This window comes from Nocardia sp. NPDC051570 (assembly GCF_044454005.1).
GTDB lineage: Bacteria > Actinomycetota > Actinomycetes > Mycobacteriales > Mycobacteriaceae > Nocardia.
Map to the genome: position 1 here is coordinate 451,027 of NZ_JBITDI010000004.1, position 19,190 is coordinate 470,216.

Annotated in this window: 20 protein-coding genes; 6 read left to right on the top strand and 14 right to left on the bottom strand. The window is 67.9% G+C overall.

The genetic code is table 11. From position 1 onward, the window contains the following. Positions 1-145: 145 nt before the first annotated feature. The 6 genes from ACIA76_RS12250 to ACIA76_RS12275 form a co-directional block, all read right to left on the bottom strand. Positions 146-379 carry a hypothetical protein gene (locus ACIA76_RS12250; protein ID WP_397151482.1) on the bottom strand — a complete coding sequence of 78 codons (234 nt, stop codon included), beginning with the start codon at positions 377-379 and terminating at the stop codon, positions 146-148. A gap of 180 nt (positions 380-559) precedes the next feature. Further along, entirely contained in the window at positions 560-2,218 is a 1,659-nt protein-coding gene (locus ACIA76_RS12255) for an ABC transporter permease (protein WP_397151484.1), read from the bottom strand. Further along, on the bottom strand, positions 2,215-3,156 hold the full coding sequence (locus ACIA76_RS12260; RefSeq protein ID WP_397151486.1) for an ATP-binding cassette domain-containing protein: 942 nt from the start codon (positions 3,154-3,156) through the stop codon (positions 2,215-2,217). Before ACIA76_RS12260 ends, ACIA76_RS12255 begins: the two co-directional genes overlap by 4 nt. Positions 3,157-3,181: 25 nt before the next feature. Further along, positions 3,182-3,838: a TetR family transcriptional regulator gene (locus tag ACIA76_RS12265; protein WP_397151488.1), complete on the bottom strand. Its 657-nt coding sequence runs from the start codon at positions 3,836-3,838 to the stop codon at positions 3,182-3,184. A 58-nt stretch (positions 3,839-3,896) separates the two neighbouring features. After that, positions 3,897-4,625: a phosphodiesterase gene (locus ACIA76_RS12270; protein ID WP_397151490.1), complete on the bottom strand. Its 729-nt coding sequence runs from the start codon at positions 4,623-4,625 to the stop codon at positions 3,897-3,899. An 80-nt stretch (positions 4,626-4,705) separates the two neighbouring features. Then, complete coding sequence (locus tag ACIA76_RS12275) at positions 4,706-5,353, bottom strand: O-methyltransferase (protein ID WP_397151492.1); 648 nt, start codon at positions 5,351-5,353, stop codon at positions 4,706-4,708. A 358-nt stretch (positions 5,354-5,711) separates the two neighbouring features. Here ACIA76_RS12275 and sigE point away from each other — a divergent pair, with 358 nt between their 5' ends. The 5 genes from sigE (at position 5,712) to ACIA76_RS12300 (ending at position 9,821) form a co-directional block, all read left to right on the top strand. Next, complete coding sequence (sigE, locus tag ACIA76_RS12280; protein ID WP_397151964.1) at positions 5,712-6,335, top strand: RNA polymerase sigma factor SigE; 624 nt, start codon at positions 5,712-5,714, stop codon at positions 6,333-6,335. 65 nt (positions 6,336-6,400) lie between these two features. Beyond that, entirely contained in the window at positions 6,401-6,784 is a 384-nt protein-coding gene (locus tag ACIA76_RS12285) for a zf-HC2 domain-containing protein (protein ID WP_397151494.1), read from the top strand. Positions 6,785-6,794: 10 nt separating this feature from the next. Further along, a complete protein-coding gene (locus ACIA76_RS12290) occupies positions 6,795-8,345 on the top strand; it encodes a S1C family serine protease (RefSeq protein ID WP_397151496.1) in 1,551 nt (516 codons plus the stop codon). 78 nt (positions 8,346-8,423) lie between these two features. Then, on the top strand, positions 8,424-8,831 hold the full coding sequence (locus ACIA76_RS12295; RefSeq protein WP_397151966.1) for a Sec-independent protein translocase TatB: 408 nt from the start codon (positions 8,424-8,426) through the stop codon (positions 8,829-8,831). Positions 8,832-8,984: 153 nt separating this feature from the next. After that, positions 8,985-9,821: a hypothetical protein gene (locus ACIA76_RS12300; protein ID WP_397151498.1), complete on the top strand. Its 837-nt coding sequence runs from the start codon at positions 8,985-8,987 to the stop codon at positions 9,819-9,821. Positions 9,822-9,993: 172 nt separating this feature from the next. Here the strand turns inward: ACIA76_RS12300 and ACIA76_RS12305 are convergent, their stop codons facing one another. The 6 genes from ACIA76_RS12305 to dapE all read right to left on the bottom strand — a co-directional run bounded on the left by ACIA76_RS12305 (position 9,994) and on the right by dapE (position 16,200). Continuing rightward, positions 9,994-10,944 carry a glucosyl-3-phosphoglycerate synthase gene (locus ACIA76_RS12305; protein WP_397151500.1) on the bottom strand — a complete coding sequence of 317 codons (951 nt, stop codon included), beginning with the start codon at positions 10,942-10,944 and terminating at the stop codon, positions 9,994-9,996. After that, a complete protein-coding gene (folP, locus tag ACIA76_RS12310) occupies positions 10,941-11,804 on the bottom strand; it encodes a dihydropteroate synthase (protein ID WP_397151502.1) in 864 nt (287 codons plus the stop codon). The genes ACIA76_RS12305 and folP overlap by 4 nt, the downstream gene beginning before the upstream one ends. 81 nt (positions 11,805-11,885) lie before the next feature. Further along, the gene (locus tag ACIA76_RS12315; RefSeq protein WP_397151505.1) at positions 11,886-13,652 is read right to left on the bottom strand and encodes a long-chain-acyl-CoA synthetase; all 1,767 of its coding nucleotides are present in this window, start codon (positions 13,650-13,652) and stop codon (positions 11,886-11,888) included. A 22-nt stretch (positions 13,653-13,674) separates the two neighbouring features. Next, positions 13,675-14,217, bottom strand: coding sequence for a TIGR00730 family Rossman fold protein (locus ACIA76_RS12320; protein WP_397151507.1), 543 nt, complete (start codon positions 14,215-14,217; stop codon positions 13,675-13,677). Beyond that, positions 14,214-15,014 (bottom strand): TIGR00730 family Rossman fold protein, encoded by an 801-nt coding sequence (locus tag ACIA76_RS12325; protein ID WP_397151509.1) that lies wholly within the window; start codon positions 15,012-15,014, stop codon positions 14,214-14,216. The genes ACIA76_RS12320 and ACIA76_RS12325 overlap by 4 nt, the downstream gene beginning before the upstream one ends. A gap of 85 nt (positions 15,015-15,099) precedes the next feature. Next, on the bottom strand, positions 15,100-16,200 hold the full coding sequence (gene dapE, locus ACIA76_RS12330; protein WP_397151511.1) for a succinyl-diaminopimelate desuccinylase: 1,101 nt from the start codon (positions 16,198-16,200) through the stop codon (positions 15,100-15,102). 40 nt (positions 16,201-16,240) lie between these two features. Here dapE and dapD point away from each other — a divergent pair, with 40 nt between their 5' ends. Continuing rightward, positions 16,241-17,194: a 2,3,4,5-tetrahydropyridine-2,6-dicarboxylate N-succinyltransferase gene (gene dapD / locus ACIA76_RS12335; RefSeq protein WP_397151513.1), complete on the top strand. Its 954-nt coding sequence runs from the start codon at positions 16,241-16,243 to the stop codon at positions 17,192-17,194. Between the two features lie 153 nt (positions 17,195-17,347). Here dapD and ACIA76_RS12340 read toward each other — a convergent pair whose 3' ends face one another. Both ACIA76_RS12340 and ACIA76_RS12345 read right to left on the bottom strand, forming a co-directional pair. After that, complete coding sequence (locus ACIA76_RS12340; protein WP_397151516.1) at positions 17,348-17,719, bottom strand: PPOX class F420-dependent oxidoreductase; 372 nt, start codon at positions 17,717-17,719, stop codon at positions 17,348-17,350. A 34-nt stretch (positions 17,720-17,753) separates the two neighbouring features. Beyond that, positions 17,754-19,184: an acyl-CoA synthetase gene (locus ACIA76_RS12345; RefSeq protein WP_397151518.1), complete on the bottom strand. Its 1,431-nt coding sequence runs from the start codon at positions 19,182-19,184 to the stop codon at positions 17,754-17,756. Between the last annotated feature and the right edge of the window lie 6 nt (positions 19,185-19,190).

A 19,190-nucleotide genomic window follows, 5' to 3' on the forward strand; every position in this document is an offset into this window, starting at 1 on the left:
CCGCCCGGCGCAGCCACCCCACGTCCCCGCCGCCCGGCGCAGCCACCCCACGTCCCCGCCGCCCGGCGCAGCCACCCCACGTCCCCGCCGCCCGGCGCAGCCACCCCACGTCCCCGCCGCCCGGCCGCCAGGCCGGGCGGCGGGGTCAATACGGCCGGGCGGGGGCGGAAGTGGTTTGGGTGCAGAACGGTTGGCAGGTGCCGGGGGTGGTCGGGGGGACGGTGGTGGGGTCGTCGTGGAAGTGGGCGCCGCTGATCAGGAGCATGACCAACACGGCTATGGTGAGCAGGATTCCCAGGACAACGAGGGCTGGGCCGAGCCAGCCGGGGGGCATGTGTTCGGTGAAGAACCTTCCGTATTCGTTGTAGTCGCCGGACATGACAGTCCTCCGCATTCGCAGCCGTTGGATACCCGGATGCTCTCGGGCACTGTTCCACCCCAGTGCTCGCATACCCATGGTGCGGTGCCGAAACCGAGGCTGGATGGCATTCCTGTGACGACCAGAAAAACATCGCCCGCTCCGGATTCGGAGCGGGCGATATTCGCCGAAACCGGGAGATTACTGACGCAAATCCCGGCGGCGGAACCCGAACAGGCCCACCGCGATCAACGCGGCCGCGATCACCACCATGATCACCATCGGAGTCACCGTGAACGACGCCGCCGGCAGCTTCGGCAGGTGACTGTAGGGCGCGAGATCCAGAACCCATTGCGGCATACCGGAAACGGCGCCGAGCAGATACAGCGCGATCGCCGCGGTGAACACCCCCCACGCCACCGTAGCCCAGCGTGGCAGCACCCCGAACAGCAGCACGGCGACACCGGCGAACAGCCATACCGCGGGCAACTGCACCAGCGCCGCGCCCATGACCCGCGGCAGTTTGCCGCCGATATCCCCCGCGGCGGCACCGTAGACCAGACCGCCGACGACACCGGACACCAGCAGAATCGCGACGGGACCGAGAATGGCATAAGCCAGATGTGATGCCGCCCAGCGAATCCGGCCGACCGCTCCGGTGAGGACCGTTTCCGCATGCTGCGCGGTCTCCTCCGAATACAGCCGCAGGGCGGCCGAAATCGTATAGGCGGTCACGGCCAACCCGATGAATGTGTAAGCCGCATTGACGAATCCGTCCTCGAGCGCCTGTGAACCGCCCAGGCGAGCGAGGACATCGCTGACCGCCTTACTGTTACCGATCTCGCCGCCGATGCCGTGGATCACGCTGCCGAATATGAGCGCGTACAGCGCCACCCCGATCGTCCAGGCCACCAGGGTCCCCCGCTGCAACCGCCAGGCCAGCCCGAACGGTCCGGCCAGCGACCACCCCGCGGCGGGCGCCCCGAGGCGCTCGGAGATCAGCCCGGCCCCCAGATCACGCCGGTTCAACAGCACATAGGCCACCGCGATCAGCACGACCGTGGTCACCACATGCAGCAGCAGAATCGCGAAGTGGTCACCCGCGAGCGGCCGCACCTGCAGCGACCACCCCTGCGGCGAGAGCCAGGTCAGCGGGCTGGTGGGACCACCGGCGGACCGCGCGTCACCGACCGCGCGCAGGCAGTAGCAGGCCGCCAGCACCGCGAGGGCGATACCCCGGGCGGTCCGCGCACTCGCGCTCAGCTGCGCCGCCACCGCGGCGACGCCCGCGAAGACGATGCCGGACGCGGCCTCGGCGAGTCCGAATGCCAGTGCGTCGGAGCCGGAAACACCGGCGGCCTCGATGCTCGCGGCACCGATCAGCCCGGTGGCCAGCGCGCCGCCACCGGCGATGATCAGCGCGGCCGTGAGATTGGCGAACCGCCCCAGCCGCGTAGAGGCCAGCAACTCCCCGCGCCCGGTCTCCTCATCGGCGCGAGTATGCCGGATGACCACGAGAATCGTCGCGACCCCGATGATCGTGTGGAACATCCCGGCCTTCCACAGACCTGCCGCGGCCGCCGAGGTCGTGTTGTAGATCGGGCCGTACATGGCCAGCTGCGCCGGACTGGTCAGGATCGTGTGGGCGAAGTTCCGCAGATCGACCCCGGTCGAGTACACCTTCTCGGTGCTCTTGATGTAGACGCTGCCCAGCGGCACCGACAACAGCAACACCCAGAGTGGCAGCACGAGGCGATCGCGCCGCAGATACAGCCGCAACAACTGCAGCGTCCCGGTGAAATCAGCAGCGCCACTGGGTATTTCGACGAGGCGATGGCGCGCGACGGTCGCCGTGGTCATTTCGACGCCTCCGCGAGCTTGCGCGCCGCCTCGGAGTCGTTACGCGATTCGCCCCCGTCGAGCGAATAGTGCCGCAGGAACAGCTCTTCCAGCGTCGGAGGCTGGCTGACCAGACTCCGTACCCCGGTGTCGCCGAGCACCCGGATCAGCTCACCCAGATGCTCCCCGTCGACCTGGCAGTGCAGCGTATGGTCCTCGAGGCTGATATCCGCCACGCCGGGGATGCGGCTGAGATCGCCCGGATCGCCGGTCAATTCGGCCTTGATCGAGGTGCGCGACAGATGCCGCATCTCGGCGAGGGTGCCGCTCTCCACCGTGCGGCCCTCCCGGATGATCGTGACCCGATCGCACAGCGCCTCCACCTCCGAGAGGATATGGCTGGACAGCAGCACGGTCGTACCGCGCTGGGCCGCCTCGCGGGCACAGTCGCGAAATACCTTTTCCATCAACGGATCCAGGCCCGAGGTGGGCTCGTCGAGCAGGAGCAGTGTCGCATTCGAGGAGAATGCCGAGATCAGGGCGACCTTCTGCCGATTGCCCTTGGAATAGGTGCGGGCCTTCTTCCGCGGGTCGAAGTCCAAGCGCTCGATCAGATCGGCCCGCCGATCGGTGTCGAGCCCGCCGCGCATGCGGGCCAGCAGATCGATGGTCTCCCCGCCCGACAGCGACGGCCACAGCGTGACATCGCCTGGTACGTAGGCGATGTCGTGATGCAGTGCGACGGCGTCGGACCACGGATCGCGGCCGAGCACCCGGACCTCGCCCGAGGTCTTGGCGAGGATGCCCAGCAGGATTCGAATGGTGGTCGATTTACCCGCCCCGTTCGGGCCGAGGAATCCGTGCACCTCCCCCTCGGCGACCTCGAGGTCGAGGCCGTCGAGGGCGTGCACCTGCCCGAACCGCTTGTGCAGATCTCGGACACTGATTGCCGATGACATCGAATCTCCTTATGAGATAAGGGGTTCACCGTTTCCGGTCGAGCAGGGTGTCCAGCATCATCGAATCGGTGAACAGGCCATTGGTGAAGATGTCGGCCGCCGGCAGCATGACCTGGTCGGCGTATTCGCGTAGCGCCTTGCGGTAGTCGAGTTTTCCGTCGTGCCGGGCGGCGTACAGCTGGAGGAACAGGAAGAATCCGCCGCCGTTGTGCAGGGCCATATAGCGCGCGGTGGCCTTCAGATCGCGTTGCGGCCGCAACGTACCCGCCTCGACACCGGTGACGAGATAGCCCTCGATATCGGAGACCATATGTTCGAACAGAGTGACCGTGAGCGACCCCCCGGCCTGGAAGCTGCGCATCATATAGGCGATGTACGGAGCGAAATCCTCGATCTCCGAGAGGGATTCGAGAAGGCTCTTCGGCGTGGGGTCGCGAATGTACTCCGTCTTCACCTGCCGGATGAGATCGCGCACGTATTCGTCGCAGGCCTCCCGCAATCCGTCCTTGGAACCGAAGTGATGGTTGACCAAGCCCGCGGACACACCCGCGGCGGCGGCGATGGCACGCACACCGACCCCGAAACCCTGATCGCCGAAGGTGACGATCGCGGCGTCGCGGATGCGGGCGCGGGTGCTCAGATCGTCAGTGGATCCTTCCGATACGGCTGCTCTCTTAAACACATGTTCAATATACTAAACAGGTGTTCAATCGTCACGCAAGAGGCCGATGACCAGCGTTTCAGCGGATGTTCTGCCCCTGAAAAGCGGCCAACCCCTCCTCGGCCACGGGTGCGTGTTCACCGCGTCCGCGCCGGCTCCCGGCGTAGGCCCATTGCCGCACGGTCGCCACGGCACGCGGCAGCAGCTCCACCCCGGGCGGGCGATTGAGTACCGGATCGAAGAAGCCGGGCGCGGCATGCTCGCCGATCTCCGGACGGGACAGGGTGATCTCGGCCAGCGGGCGGGGCGGACCGAGCAGCGAGGCCGCGCACAGCACGAAATCGAGCCGGTGCCCATCGCGGTACTCGCAGAGCGATTCCAGCGAAACCGAGTGCGGCTGAGCGGAATCCGGCTCGGCGAAGATCCATTCGGGCGGGCCGTCGAAGAACGAATAGGGCATCAGGCTGCCGTAGCGGGCCTCGACCCAGCTGCGCACCGGCCGCAGCACGAAACGTCCGACGGGACCCGTGCCGGTGGTGGCCAGTGCCAGATCCCAGGGCCGATCCTGCCAATCCAGTACGCGCACAGCCAATCCCAGCGCATCGGGGATGCCGCCGGGCAGGCCGACGGCCTTGGACATGCGCGCCAGCACCGGCCGGTCGGGGGCTCCGATCAACCGCGCGTAGTCGTCGTCGAGGGCGTGCAGGGCGCCGGTGAGCGGGAGCCCGTCGGGATGGAACACACGAGCGTGCCGAATCCATGTCAGTGTTGAAAAGGCCTGCGCCACAATGCGATCCGGACGTGGCATGCGATCACCTCAGCTCGGGGTTGGCCGGAATCGCCGAACCGGCCGGGATATAACCCAGGCGATACCCGATTCCGGACGAGTTATCCGCGTGAGGCGCAGAGCAATCCGTCGCCGACCGGAATCAGCACACTGGTCAGATCCGGATCCTCGGCGATGGCCCTGGTCGCGGCCCGCACGGCCTGGGTGGCCGGATCGCGTTGCGCCGGATCGGGAACCCGCCCGCCCAGCAGCGCATTGTGCAACAGGATCGCCCCGCCCTCGCGCAGCAGCCGCACGGCCTGGGCGACGTACTGCGGATGCTCGAGCGGCGCGGCATCGATGAAGACCAGGTCGTAGGCGCCATCGGCCAGGCGCGGCAACACATCCAGCGCGCGGCCGTTGATCAGCCGGGTGCGCGCGGACAGGATGTCGGCCGTGCGGAAGGCATCCTTCGCGGCGCGCTGATGCTCCGGTTCGGAGTCGATCGTGGTCAGCGTGCCGTCCTCGCGCATACCGTCCAACAGCCACAGCCCACTGATCCCGGCGCCGGTACCCACCTCGACGACCGCCCGCGCCCCCAGCAGCTGGGCGTACATGCTCAGCAACGCACCCACCGACGGCGGCACCGGTGCGGCGCCCAGCTCGGTGGCCCGCTCCCGCGCCGAGAGGAGGATCTCGTCCTCGACGACCGATTCCTCGACATAGGCGAGGTTGCGCTGCAGGGCCGCTGCGGTGGATAACTGACTCACGGTATGAGGCTAACGGCGGAGGACCTCCCGCGTCGCGAACGACGAGCCCGTCGGCACCGGCAAATCGGATTTGCCGCGGGCGCAGTTTTCTCAGGTGTCCCTCAGCCTCCCCATACCACCGGCACATCGGGACCCGACAAAGTAAGGGCTACGCAAAGGCCGACCGACCGTCGGGCGACGCTCTGGGAACAACCGTCCTGGAAATTCGGTTGCTTTCCCTGCACGACCCAGTGTCGTGTTATAGCGCCGACCACGGTCCCGAGTAGGAGGTAACCCCATCCACAAGGTCGATGCGGCGCGTGAATACGCCCACCTGCCCGAATCGGGCCTGCCTATCGACGGTACGGCCGATTACGAGCTGCCCACTGCGGACACCGCAGAAGGCGGCGACCCCACCCCCGATTCGCTGTCCGGCACCGCGGCCTTCGACGCCACCGGTGACCGCGACATGATGCCCACCTGGGACGAACTGGTCCGCGAGCACGCCGACCGGGTCTACCGGCTGGCCTACCGCCTCACCGGCGATCCCCAGGACGCCGAGGATCTCACGCAGGAAACCTTCATCCGCGTGTTCCGATCGCTGTCCAACTATCAGCCCGGCACCTTCGAGGGCTGGTTGCATCGCATCACGACCAATCTGTTCCTGGATATGGTCCGCCGGCGCAACCGGATCCGCATGGAGGCGCTGCCCGAGGACTACGAGCGCGTCCCGTCCGAGGGCCCGGGCCCCGAACAGGCCTATCACGATGCCCGCCTGGACCCCGACCTGCAGTCGGCGCTGGATTCGCTGGCTCCGGAATTCCGCGCGGCCGTGGTCCTGTGCGATATCGAGGGCCTGTCCTACGAGGAGATCGGCGCGACCCTCGGCGTGAAGCTGGGCACCGTGCGCAGCCGTATCCACCGCGGCCGTCAGGCACTGCGGGAGTACCTTGCGCATAATGGATCTCAGCAGCGGTTCGCCGCTGACGAGAAGGTCGGGTGATCGCCGACCGCCATCGGGCGGCCGATCCCGGCGCAGCTGTTGTCCGTCGGAAAGGTGTGCACCGTATGAGTGGCGAAGATGCCGCGGCGAACCGGCCCCGATTCGCCCCCACCGAGCATCTGGCCAGCGAGGCCATCGCCGCATACGTCGACGGCGAGCTGCGCATGAATGCCTATCTGCGGGCCGCCGAACATCTGGCGAAATGCCCGGAATGCGCGTCCGAGGTCGAGGCGCAGCAGCAGGCCCGTGTCGCCCTGCGGCAGGCCGCGCAGCTGCAGATCTCCGCGCCGACCGATCTGCACGACACGCTGAGCCGCATTCCGCTCGCCGATCTCACCGGTCCGAATGCGGACGAGATATCGCGCGGCACGAGTTTCCTCGGGCTGCGGACGGATTCGTTCCATTTCGTGTCCGACAGCAGACGGTGGACCGGATGGTGGCGCAAGTAGAGTTCACCCCGTGACCTCCGAATCCACGAACGCCGGATCGACGTCCGATGACCGCAGTGCCGCGTCGGATTCGCCGGCCGACAGGGGGAACCTGAGGCCGTCGGACGCGCCCGTATTGGGGCCGCGCCCGGTCTATCGCCCCCATATCGATACCCACACCACCCGCGCGTTCCGTCGCCCCACCGGGCTGGCCGGATCCTTCGCGCCGCATACACCCGGCGCGGCGACTCCGCGTCAGGACGGCCCGGAACTGGTGAACCGTCCCCCGGACACGGTGCTGGCCGAGGCGTTCGGACGCCCCGAGGGTTCCACCGAACTGCTGCAACGCGATCCGGACGCGATCGATGATTCCGGTGCGTCCACGGCTCCGGCCGATCCCTGGCGCGATCCGGAATCCGGCGCCCGGCTCGGCGCGCCCGCGATCCCCACGCCCGAACCCCAGCCGCTGCCCCCGGCCACCCGCCTGACCGCACGCGAGGTGCTGTTCGGCGGCCGCGTGGCGCCCAAGGCCCTCATCGTGCTGGCCGTGGTGGCGCTGCTCATCGGCGTGGCGGGCGGGCTGATCGGCCGGCTGACCGCCGAGGCCACCGCCCCGCTGACCTCACATAAGGTCGCCCTGCAGCAGGAGAGCGCGATCAACAAGCCGCACGGCCAGGTCGCCAAGGTGGCCGACGCGGTGCTGCCCGCGGTCGTGTCGATCCGCGAAACCGTCGGCGATAACGGCGCTCTGGGCTCGGGCGTGGTCATCGACGGCAACGGATATATCGTCACCAACAACCATGTGATCTCGATGGCCGCCACCGACAAGTCCGGCCGCGCCAAGATTCAGGTCACCTTCTCCGATGGCACCCGCAGCGCGGCCAAGCTGGTCGGGCGCGATCCCAAGAGCGATCTCGCGGTGCTCAAGGTCGATGTCAAGAATCTGACCGTGATCCGGCTGGGCAAATCCGGCGATGTGCAGGTCGGCGACGACGCGCTGGCGATCGGCTCGCCGCTGGGCCTGCAGAAGACCGTCACCTCGGGCATCGTCAGCGCCCTGCATCGGGCGATCGTGGAGACCCCGGAGGCCGGGGACGATTCGGCCGGGGCCTTCGACGCCGTGCAGACCGACGCCGCGATCAACCACGGCAACTCCGGTGGCGCGCTGATCGACAGCGAGGGCCGTCTGATCGGCATCAACACCGCGATCCGCAGCGAGAGCGGCGGTTCGGTCGGCCTGGGCTTCGCGATTCCGGTCGATCTGGTGCAGCGCATCGCCCAGACGCTGATCCGCGACGGTCAGGTGCATCATCCGCAGCTCGGCGTGAGCGCCAAGACCAAGCAGGTCGAGAACGACGTGCTCAGCGGCGCGCAGGTGGCCGATGTACAGGCGGGCAGCGCGGCCGCCAAGGCGGGTATCTCCGAAGGCGACATCATCGTGAAGGTCGGCGACCGCGAGATCACCGAGACGGCCGAGCTGACCGTGGCGATCCAGTCGCATCAGATCGGCGAGACGGTGAACATCCAATTGATCCGGGACGGCCGGCGCGTGGATGTTCCGGTGACGCTGGAATCGGACTGACCACCCCGGCGGGCTACCTCGGCCGGCGCGGGTCGGCCCAGGTAGCCTGTCCATGTGTTCAATATCGGCTGGCCCGAGATGGTGATCCTGGTGGTCGCCGCGCTGATGATCCTGGGTCCCGAGCGGCTGCCGGGAGCGATTCGCTGGACCGCCCAGAGCCTGCGGCAGGTGCGCGATTACGCCAGCGGCGCGACCAGTCAGCTGCGCAGCGAGCTCGGACCCGAACTCGACGAATTGCGTAAACCGTTGGAGGAGCTCAACGAGTTACGTCGGCCGTTCAATGATTTGCGCGGAATGACACCGCGGTCGATGGTGACGAAACATCTGCTCGACGGCGATGATTCGCTGTTCACCGGCAAATTCGACAAACCGACCAGTAAGTCCATCGGATCGGAATACGCACCACCGCCGGGCTATACGCCGCCGGAGCCGCCGAAACCGCTGGCGCGCAATGAGAAACCGCCGATCGACTTCGACGCGACATAACGATTTCCGCTCACTGCCTCGGGCGGCCGGGTCCATTTCGGGTCATTCGGACGTATTACCGCAGGTAATCGGGCCGCGGCGAGAAAGATAGCGGCCAGTTGGTCGTCAAGGCTACTGGACACATCCGGCTGTCGAGCGCTCTAGACTTCGCACATGTCAGCCGATGAGGTGGCACGGGTGTTCGCGATCGAGGACAAGGTCGAGCGCCTGAAAGCGGCCACCGAAGGGGTTGCTCAGGCCCAGCAAACCATCAACGAACTCACGCGCATTCGACGGGCCGTCATTCGCGAATTGCACGCCGAGGGGTGGACCTTCGCGAGAATCGGTGCGGCGGCAGGGCTTTCACGCGCGCGCATTCATCAGGTGAGTACGCAGGGTCCCGTGCCGGAGGGCCTGTTCTTCGGGCACGGACCGTTGACGATTCTCACCCCGGATGTGCGCAGCACCACGCGGGCCGCCCCGCTGGTCGGCGCGCCCGATGCCGCGGCGCCGCATCGGCTGGTGGAACTGTTGCGGGAGTTGGGTTTTACCGTCGGCGTGGAACGTTTCCTGCCCGGGCGGCCGCTGGATCTGGATCGTGAGGGCCTCATCGTCCTGGGTGGCCCCGAACTCTCCCCCAGCCTGCGCTATCTCGTCGCGGCCGATCCGCGCCTGCGCCGCACCGTAGCTCGCGCGGGCCGCGTCCGCCGCGGCATCGAGGACCGCGCCGCCCGCCGCGTCTACCGCCCCGGCGGCACCGAGCCCTACGACATCGCCTATCTGGCCCGCCTCCCCCGCCCCGACGCCCGCGGCGCGGTCCTGGTCATAGACGGCCTCCACCCACCCGGCTCCCTGGGCGCCATCCGCCTCCTGGCCACCCGCCTGGCCACCCTCCACGAACGAGCAGGCACCCACCCCTTCTCCGCCGTCGTAGGCGTGCGCTACGACCGCAATACGGGCGAACCTTTGGAAGCGGACCTACTGACCCCCATCTACCGCCACGAAAGATGATGGGCGACCTTCACTTCACTGTGCGCCCCGCGCGAGCGCACCTCACCGTGGACCCCGCCGCGAGCACACCCTTTCACCATGGACCCCGCCGCGAGCACACCCTTCACCGTGGACCCCGCCGCGAGCACACCCTTCACCATGGACCCCGCCGCGAGCGCAGCGAGCGGCGGGGTCAGGCGGCCACTCTTGTGGGACGGAGGGTGTTCATCGGGGGTCGGTCGGACAGGGAGACTTCCGTGGTCTGCGCCGTGAATTCGTCGCCTATCAAAGGGAATTGGGTCAGCGCCGCGCCCGAATCGCGAATTCCGCTGCGGCCCAAGATCGTTCCGACGATCTGGCGGCTCATGACGCCCAGGTCGGACAGGGGCCGGTTGCGGTGGGTGCGGACACCCAGGTTGACCTGGCCGATCGCGGGGAGACCCAGCAGGTCGAAGGTATCCAGCAGCAGGCCGATTTCGACGCCGTAGCCGGGGGCGAAGGGCACCGCGGTGAGCAGATCGCGGGTACCCGCGTACTCACCACCCAAGGGCTGCAACACCTTCGACAGGTCGGGGCGCAGCGCGGACAACAGCGGGCGGGCCACCAGTTCGGTGACGCGGCCGCCGCCGTTGTGATCGACCGTCTCGCCCTGGCGCAGCGGGCGGCGGTAGTAGGCCTTCACCAGATGCAGATCCTCGACCGTCAGCAGCGGTCCCAGCAGCCGGGGCACGAACATCGGATCCGGATCGATCAGATCGGAATCGACGAAGGCGATCAGATCGCCGGTGGTGGCGGCCAGCGAGCGCCACAGCACCTCGCCCTTACCTGGCACCGGATCCAGTTCGGGAACGGCCTGCTCGCGGGTGACCACTCGGGCCCCGGCGGCGCGGGCCCGATCGACCGTCGCGTCCACCGATCCGGAATCCAGCACGACGAGCTCGTCGACCAGCGTCCCGACCAGCGGCAGGATGCTGGTCACCACGTCGGCGACGGTGCGTTCCTCGTTCAGCGCGGGCAGTACCACGGAGACCGTGCGCCCGGCCTTGGCGACGACCAGTTCGTCGGTCGTCCACTCGGGGCGGTCCCAGGTACGGGAGATCGCCCAATCGTTGGTGTTGTCGAGAGTTTCGGGGTTGGTTGTCATACCAGACCTCGCAGAGTTCGAGCGGGGGGCCGGATGCCCTGGATCGCGGCGATCATGTCCACCACGCGCCGGGTCTCGGCGACCTCGTGGACACGGAATACTCGTGCGCCGGCCGCGGCAGACCATGCGGTAGCCGCCAATGTGCCCTCCAATCGCTCGGATAGGCCGACACCAAGAGTCTCCCCGATGAAATCCTTGTTGCTCAGTGCCATCAAGACCGGCCATCCGGTTTTTACAAGAACGTCCATCGCCCGCAACAGTTCGAGCCCGTGATAAGTGTTCTTGCCGAAATCATGGGTCGGATCGATCAGAATCGAATCCTTCGACACCCCGGCCTCGGCGGCCGCCTCGGCGGCGCGCACCACGGTCTCGGTGACCTCGGCCACGACATCGGCGTAGCGCGTTCGATGCGGGCGGGTCCGCGGCTGGATCCCGCCGGTATGACTGCAGACGATGCCCACCCCCAGCTCCGCGGCCACCCCGATCAGATCCGGATCCGCGCCCGCCCAGGTGTCGTTGATCAGATCCGCGCCCGCCGCGACCGCGGCCCGGGCCACCTCGGCACGCCAGGTATCGATGCTGATCAGCAGGTCCGGATGGCGTTCGCGAATGGCCGCCACGAACGGCACCACCCGGCGGGCCTCCTCGGCCGCGTCCACCTCGGCGCCCGGCCCGGCCTTCACCCCGCCGATATCCACCAGATCCGCGCCCTCGGCGACGGCCCGCTCGACGGCCGCCATCGCGGCCTCGTCGGAGAAGGTCGCCCCCTGGTCGTAGAACGAGTCCGGCGTGCGATTCACGATGGCCATGACCAGCGCTCGATCCGTTGCCACCGGTTTCCCGCACAAACTGGATAACACCGGCTGAGTCTATTAGCCGAGCTTCGCAAGGTGTCTATTGGCCGAGCTTCGCTCGGCCTTCAGGCCCTTGTGGATCGGCCTTCAGGGCTTGGGGGCTTTGCCCGTGGCGAGCTCGTCGACGTAGGCCTCGTAGTACGGGACGTAGCCGTCGGTGCGGCCGGACAGGACGTAGAGGGTGGTCTTGTCGTCGGGGGTGTAGCCCTGTTTGCGGAGGTCGACCTTGAGGCTCTTGAAGGTCGAGGTGGTCTTCAGCTCGTCGACGACGCGCAGGAACACCGGCACCGCGTAGGCGGGCAGGCGGTCGTAGAGCTGGGCGGCCAGGGCCTTGCCGTCGAGATCGATGCCGGGGCTCAGGGTCACCGCAGCCATACCGGCCTTACCGTCGGCGCCGGGGATGTCGACGCCGTAGACCACGGCCTCGGTAATCGCCGAGGCCCCGTCGAACGCGGCCTCGACCTGGGTCGTGGCCACGTTCTCCCCCTTCCAGCGGAAGGTATCGCCGAGGCGGTCCACGAACGCGATATGCCGCCAATGCTGATCGCGCACCAGATCCCCGGTATCGAACCAGCAGTCACCGTCGTCGAACGCGCCCCGCACGAGCTTCGATTCGGTCGCGTCCCGATCGGTGTATCCGTCGAACGGCGAGCGATCGGTCACCTTGGCCAGGAGCAGGCCCACGCCTCCGGAACGCACCCGCCGCAGCCGCCCGTCCGGATAACGCCTGGCCTTGCCGGTGGCATCGTCGAATTCGACCACCGCATAGGGCAGCGGCCCGAATCCGGCCGTGCGATCCACCCCGAACGCGTTGATGAACGCGACGTTTCCCTCACTCGCGCCATAGAATTCGACGATCCGATCGATGCCGAACCGATCGCGGAATTCGTCCCACAGCTCCGGCCGCAATCCGTTGCCGACGGCCAGGCGCACCCGATGCTCACGCTCCTGCGGCTTCTCGGGTTGACTGAGCAGATACCGGCACAGCTCACCGATGTAGATGAACGCCGTCGCCCGCGAGGCGACGATCTCCTCCCAGAACCGCGACGCCGAAAACTTGCGTCCCAGAGCGAAAGTCGCCCTCGCACCCAGCACCGCACCGAGCCCGACGGTCAGCGCGTTGTTGTGATAGAGCGGCAGGCAGCTGTAGAGCGTATCGTCGCCGCGCAGCCGAATTCCCAAGCCGCCCAGGCCCGCCATGCTCTTGGTCCAGCGCAGATGCGTCATCACACTGGCCTTGGGCAGGCCGGTGGTGCCGGAGGTGAAGATCAGGAATGCCCGTTCGCGGGCCCGGACGTCCTCGCACACCGGCGGATTCGTGGCGTCGGCCCCGCGGGCCAGCTCCTCCAGCTCGCCGGAGTAGAGCACCTTCCCGAGCGGTTCGGGCAGCGACTCCAGCGCCTCGCGGCATTCCTCGCCGATCACATTCACCACGCTGTCGAGCAGACCGAAGCTGTGCGCCAGAACCTGTTCGCGCTGATTGTGATTCAGCAGTCCGACGGTCGCGCCGAGCTTCACCGTCGCCAGCACCACGAACAGCGTCTCGGGGCGATTGGTCATCAATACCCCGACCACGTCGCCGCGGCCCACGCCCCGCGCGGTCAGCACATCCGCATAGCGATTCACCTCGGCATTGGCCGAACCGTAGCTGTAGTCGCGCCCCTCGAACCGCAGGAACGGCCGATCCGGGAACCGGTCGGCCGCGCGCTGAAAGTACAGTCCCACAGACGATCTGTCGTGCGAGCGGACCAGCATGCCGAGCGCGCCGCGCAGCAGCCCCGGTGCGTCCCATGCCATGCCCGGCAGTCGGCGGGCGAGATCGAACAGCGAGACGTTACGGGTGTCCGCGACCACGGTTCCTCCACCAGATTCGAGCTCAGGTCGGCTCGGCGAGCGCCTCGAACGCCGATGCCAGGTCTGTGGTCACGGTAACCCGGTCGAGCGCACCCTGCCCGATGAATCCACCACGCTGTATCTCATCCAGCCAGGCGAACAGGCCACGATAGTGCCCGTGCGGATCGAGCATCACCAGTGGTTTGCCGTGCATGCCGAGATAGCCCGCGGTCCAGGCCTCGAAGAATTCTTCGAGCGTGCCGACGCCGCCGGGCAGGGTGAGGAAGCCGTCGGCGCGATCCTCCATGACCTGCTTACGCTCACGCATGGTGTCGGTGACGATCAGTTCGTCGGCGTCGACATCGGCGACCTCACGGTGCACGAGGCTCTTCGGGATCACGCCGATGGTGCGCGCACCGCCCGCGCGGGCGGCCCGCGCCACCGCGCCCATCATCGAGACGTTGCCGCCGCCGGATACCAATTGCCAACCGCGCCGGGCGATCTCGCCGCCCACCTCGGCGGCCAGGTCGAGATTCTCCGACCCGTGTGCGCTCGCCGAACAGTAGACGCAGACCGCGAAGCTCACCACTGATCCTCCGTGCCGATCGGGCGCTCGGCACGGCTCTCGGCCGCGCGGACCACGATGTCGATCACCTCGTCGACACTGTCGGTGACATACAGCAGATCCACATCGCCGGGCGAGATCTTGCCCGAGCCCAGCATCGAATCCTTCAGCCATTCGACCAGTCCCGACCAGTACCGGGTGCCGAACAGCACGATCGGAAAGCGGGTGATCTTATGGGTCTGCACCAGCGTGAGCGCCTCGAACAACTCGTCGAGGGTGCCGAATCCGCCGGGCAGGCAGATGAAGGCCTGTGAATACTTGACGAACATCGTCTTGCGGGCGAAGAAGTATCGGAAGTTCAGGCCCAGATCGACCCAGTCGTTGAGGCCCTGTTCCATGGGCAACTCGATGCCGAGTCCGATCGAGAATCCCCCGGCCTCCGACGCGCCGCGGTTGGCCGCCTCCATGATTCCCGGGCCGCCACCGGTGATGACCGCGAATCCGGCGTGCGACAGCGCACCGGCGATGGCCTGGGCGGCCTGATATTCGGCGCTGTGCGCGGCGGTGCGGGCCGAGCCGAATATCGCTACCGCACGGGGGATTTCGGCGAGTGCGCCGAAGCCCTCGATGAATTCGCTCTGGATGCGCAGCACTCGCCACGGGTCGGTGTGCACCCAGTCGGTGGGCCCGCGTCCGTCGAGCAGATGCTCATCGGTAGTTCCGCTGCCCTGCTTGCGATCGCGCCGCAGCATGATGGGCCCGCGGAACCTCGGGGTCTTCGGCGATCGGGTGAAGTCGGGCTCGGACTCGGTGGACATATAGCTACGCTACCGACCCGCTACCGACGGACGGTCACGGCAGCCCGACCACCCGGCGAACAACGCGAACCGGATCGGCAACACCTCACGCACCGGCCCCGGTCAGATAGCTGCGCAGGATCTGGGTGACGGCGGTGATCTGCGCGGTCGGCACATGTTCCTCGACCTTGTGCGCCAGATTCGGGTCGCCCGGACCGAAGTTCACCGCCGGGATGCCGCGCGCGGCGAATCGGGAGACATCGGTCCAGCCGTATTTCGCCCGCACCCCGCCGCCGCCGTGGGAGTGCACCATCTCGACCAGATTCTTGGCCGCGGGCGCGGAGAGGCCGGGCAGCGCTCCCGGTGCGCCGTCGGCGCGTTCGAAACCGATGTCCAGGCCCGAGAAGATCTGGCGCACATGCTCGGTCGCCTCGTCGAGCGAACGGTCCGGTGCGAAGCGGAAGTTTACCACCACCTCGGCCGCGTCGGGCACCACATTGCCCGCCACCCCGCCGGACACCTGGACCGCCGACAGGCCCTCGCGATAGACGCAGCCGTCGATCTCGACCTCGCGGGCGCGATAGTCGCGCAGCCGCTCCAGGATCGGGGCGAGGCGGTGAATCGCGTTATCGCCCAGCCAGGCTCGCGCGGTATGGGCACGAGTGCCGGAGACGGTGAGCCGGGCGCGCAGGGTGCCCTGGCAGCCCGCCTCGATCCAGCCGCCCGAGGGTTCGCCGAGGATCGCCAGATCGGCGGCGAGCCAGTCGGGCAGTTCGCGTTCGATGCGGCCGAGGCCGTTGAATTCGGCGGCGATCTCCTCGCAGTCATAGAAGATCAGGGTCAGATCGCAGACCGGATCGGCCACCGTGGCGGCCAGGTGCAGGAAGACCGCGTCGCCGGATTTCATATCGACACTGCCGCAGCCGTACAGCTTTTCCTCGCCGTCCTCGACGACGAAGCGGCCGGGGACGTTGCCGGCGATCGGCACGGTGTCCAGATGTCCGGCGAGCATCACCCGGGTCGGGCGGCCGCGGTGGGTACGGGCCAGCACGGTATTGCCGTGCCGGATCACCTCGAAGCCCTCGGTCTGCTCGCGCAGCGCCTTCGCGACGATGTCGGCGATGGCCGCCTCGTCCCGCGAAACGCTCGGCATGTCGACGAGTGCGGCGGTCAAGGCGATGGGGTCGGCGCGCAGATCGATGGTCACCCCGTCCACCCTAATTGTTTGTTTGCCTAAACTGCCTGTTGTGAGCATTCAGGGAGCATCCGCAGTCGGCCTCGCGACGGTGACCGTCAACGGCACGGTCCTCGACACCTGGTATCCGTATCCCGAGCTGGGCGAGTTCGCGGCGGCCGGGACCGAGAAGCTGAGCCCGGCCGATCCCGAATACGCCAGGTTCGCCGAGCTGACCGGCTTCGACGAGGCCCGCCGGGTGGATGTGGTGGCCGTGCGCACGACGATCGCCGATCTGTCCGCCGCGCCCGCCGACACCCATGACGCCTACCTGCGGCTGCATCTGCTCTCGCATCGGCTGATCCGTCCGCACGGCGCCAACCTCGACGGCATCTTCGGCAAGCTCGCCAACGTCGTGTGGACCAATCACGGACCGTGTTCGACCGAGGAGTTCGAACTGGTGCGGGCTAAGCTGCGCGCCCGCGGCCCGGTGACCGTGTACGGCGTGGACAAGTTCCCCCGCCTGGTCGACTACGTCCTGCCCGGCGGTGTCCGCATCGCCGACGCCGACCGCGTGCGCCTGGGCGCGCACCTGGCCGAGGGCACCACGGTCATGCACGAGGGCTTCGTGAACTTCAACGCCGGCACCCTCGGCGCCTCGATGGTCGAGGGCCGCATCTCCGCGGGCGTGGTCGTCGGCAACGGCTCCGATATCGGCGGCGGCGCCTCGATCATGGGCACGCTCTCCGGCGGCGGCAAACAGGTCATCTCGATCGGCGAACGCTGCCTGCTCGGCGCCAACGCGGGCCTGGGCATCTCCCTCGGCGACGACTGCATCATCGAGGCGGGCCTCTACGTCACCGCGGGCACCAAGGTCTCCCTCCCCGACGGCCGCACCGCCAAAGCCGCGGAACTGTCGGGCCAGCCCAACCTCCTGTTCCGCCGCAATTCCCTCACCGGCACAGTAGAAGTCGTGGCCCGCAAGGGCACCGGCATCGAACTCAACGCCGCCCTCCACGCGAACTGACGAAGCCACCCCCGCCGCTCGCTACGCTCGCGGCGGGGGACAAGAGGGGCTGGCGCAGCGGGGGACAAGAGGGCTGGCGCACCGACGAGCAAAGAGGGCAGGCGCGGCAGCCTCCCCACTGTCCCCCGCCGCGAGCGCAGCGAGCGGCGGGGGTTACTCGATTCCGAAGGCCAGCACTCGTTCTGGGGTTATGCGGATGAGTTCTGGGGATGTGCCGGGGATGTGGGTTTGCGTGTTGCGCAGGGCTTGGGCTGTGCCGCGGATTTCCAGGCAGCGAACTTCCCAGGGGGACAAGGACTTCACGTCGTCGACTACGAAGGCGACTCGCTCGTGTTCGGTGAGGTTGCGGAACTTCTGGGAGGCGCCCAGGTTCGCGCCGCCGATGTCGATGGTGCCCAGGGATTCGTTGTAGCGGAAGCCGACCGGGTTGTTCTGGGGCGAGCCGTCGGGGCGGATGGTGGCGAGTCGGCCCAGCCGCTGGGTGCGCAGATACTCGATCTGGGCGGGCGACAGCGTTGCGATCATGAAACGCAGCCTAGGACCTCGAGTGCGCTGAAGGTCAAGCCGATAACCGCTTCTTCTGGACCTTGCCCATGGCATTGCGCGGCAGTGAATCCACCAGCCGCACCTCGCGCGGTCGCTTATGCGCCGAGAGTTGTTGCGCCACATGGTCGATGAGGTCACGCTCGAGGGAATCGCCCGGCGCGGCACGCGGTACCACGAACGCCACGATGCGCTGGCCCAGATCCTCGTCGGGCACGCCGACGACGGCAACCTCCGCGACGGCTGGATGCCCCAGCAGCACCGTCTCGATCTCCCCCGCCCCGACGCGGAAACCGCCGGACTTGATGAGGTCCACCGATTCCCGGCCGACGATGCGATGGAATCCGCCGGCGTCGACGACCGCGACATCCCCGGTGCGGAACCAGCCGTCCTCCGTCCAACATTCGGCGCTCGCGTCGGGCCGGTTGAGATAGCCGTCGAACAGCATCGGCCCGCGCACCTGCAACCCGCCGATACTCTCCCCGTCGTGCGGCACCGCGGCCCCGGCCTCGTCGCGCAGCCGCGTCTGCACCCCCGCCACCGGCGTGCCGACCCAGCCCGGGCGGCGCTCGCCGTCCGCACGGGTGGACAACGTGATCATGGTCTCGCTCATACCGTATCGCTCGATCGGCGCATGTCCGGTCAGCTCGCGCAGCCGCTCGAAGACCGGCACCGGCAACGGCGCGCTGCCCGATACCAGCAGCCGCGCCGCGGCCAATTCCTTTGCCGCGGCAGGATCCTCGGCAATCCGGGACCATACCGTCGGCACGCCGAAGTACAGCGTCCCGTGCGCCGCCGCATAGGCCGCGGGCGTCGGCTTACCGGTGTGCACGAGCGGACTGCCCACCCGCAGCGGGCCGAGCATGCCGAGGATGAGTCCGTGCACATGGAACAGCGGAAGGCCGTGCACCAGAACATCATCGGCCGTCCACGCCCACGCCTGCGCCAGCGCGTCCAACCCGGCGGCGATAGCGCCGCGGCTGAGCATCACACCCTTGGGCGCACCCGTCGTACCGGAGGTGTAGAGCACGAAAGCCGTTGTGCGCGCGCCCGGTTCGGGATAAGTGTGCCATGAGCGGGCATGTCTGCGCACCGGCACCACCGGCAGCGAGCTCCCCTCCGGCGCCTCGCCGAGCCACGCCCGCGCACCCGAATCGGTGAGAATGTGCTCGAGTTCGGCGACGCCCGAATCGGGCGGCACCGGCACCACCGTCACGCCCGCGATGAGGCAGCCGACCACCGCGAGCACGGTCGTCACGGTCGGGCGCGCCAGCACGGCCACCCGATCGACGCCCGCGATCCGCTCGGCGACCGAGGTGGCCGCGCCGAGCACATCACTGCGCGACAGGACCTGCCCGTCGATGGTGACCGCATTCGGGATATCGGCCCCGGCGGCGACGGCGGCGGGATCGAGCGAGGGCAACAGCGGCAAGGACCCAGAGATCACCCGCCC

What these genes read in the sequence shown, in the direction of transcription:
- ACIA76_RS12285 (WP_397151494.1), top strand. Translation starts at nt 6,401, where the DNA reads ATGAGTGGCGAAGATGCCGCGGCGAACCGGCCCCGATTCGCCCCCACC.
- ACIA76_RS12270 (WP_397151490.1), bottom strand. Translation starts at nt 4,625, where the DNA reads ATGCCACGTCCGGATCGCATTGTGGCGCAGGCCTTTTCAACACTGACA.
- ACIA76_RS12260 (WP_397151486.1), bottom strand. Translation starts at nt 3,156, where the DNA reads ATGTCATCGGCAATCAGTGTCCGAGATCTGCACAAGCGGTTCGGGCAG.
- ACIA76_RS12340 (WP_397151516.1), bottom strand. Translation starts at nt 17,719, where the DNA reads ATGATCGCAACGCTGTCGCCCGCCCAGATCGAGTATCTGCGCACCCAG.
- ACIA76_RS12255 (WP_397151484.1), bottom strand. Translation starts at nt 2,218, where the DNA reads ATGACCACGGCGACCGTCGCGCGCCATCGCCTCGTCGAAATACCCAGT.
- ACIA76_RS12325 (WP_397151509.1), bottom strand. Translation starts at nt 15,014, where the DNA reads ATGTCCACCGAGTCCGAGCCCGACTTCACCCGATCGCCGAAGACCCCG.
- ACIA76_RS12250 (WP_397151482.1), bottom strand. Translation starts at nt 379, where the DNA reads ATGTCCGGCGACTACAACGAATACGGAAGGTTCTTCACCGAACACATG.
- ACIA76_RS12300 (WP_397151498.1), top strand. Translation starts at nt 8,985, where the DNA reads ATGTCAGCCGATGAGGTGGCACGGGTGTTCGCGATCGAGGACAAGGTC.
- ACIA76_RS12295 (WP_397151966.1), top strand. Translation starts at nt 8,424, where the DNA reads ATGGTGATCCTGGTGGTCGCCGCGCTGATGATCCTGGGTCCCGAGCGG.
- ACIA76_RS12305 (WP_397151500.1), bottom strand. Translation starts at nt 10,944, where the DNA reads ATGACAACCAACCCCGAAACTCTCGACAACACCAACGATTGGGCGATC.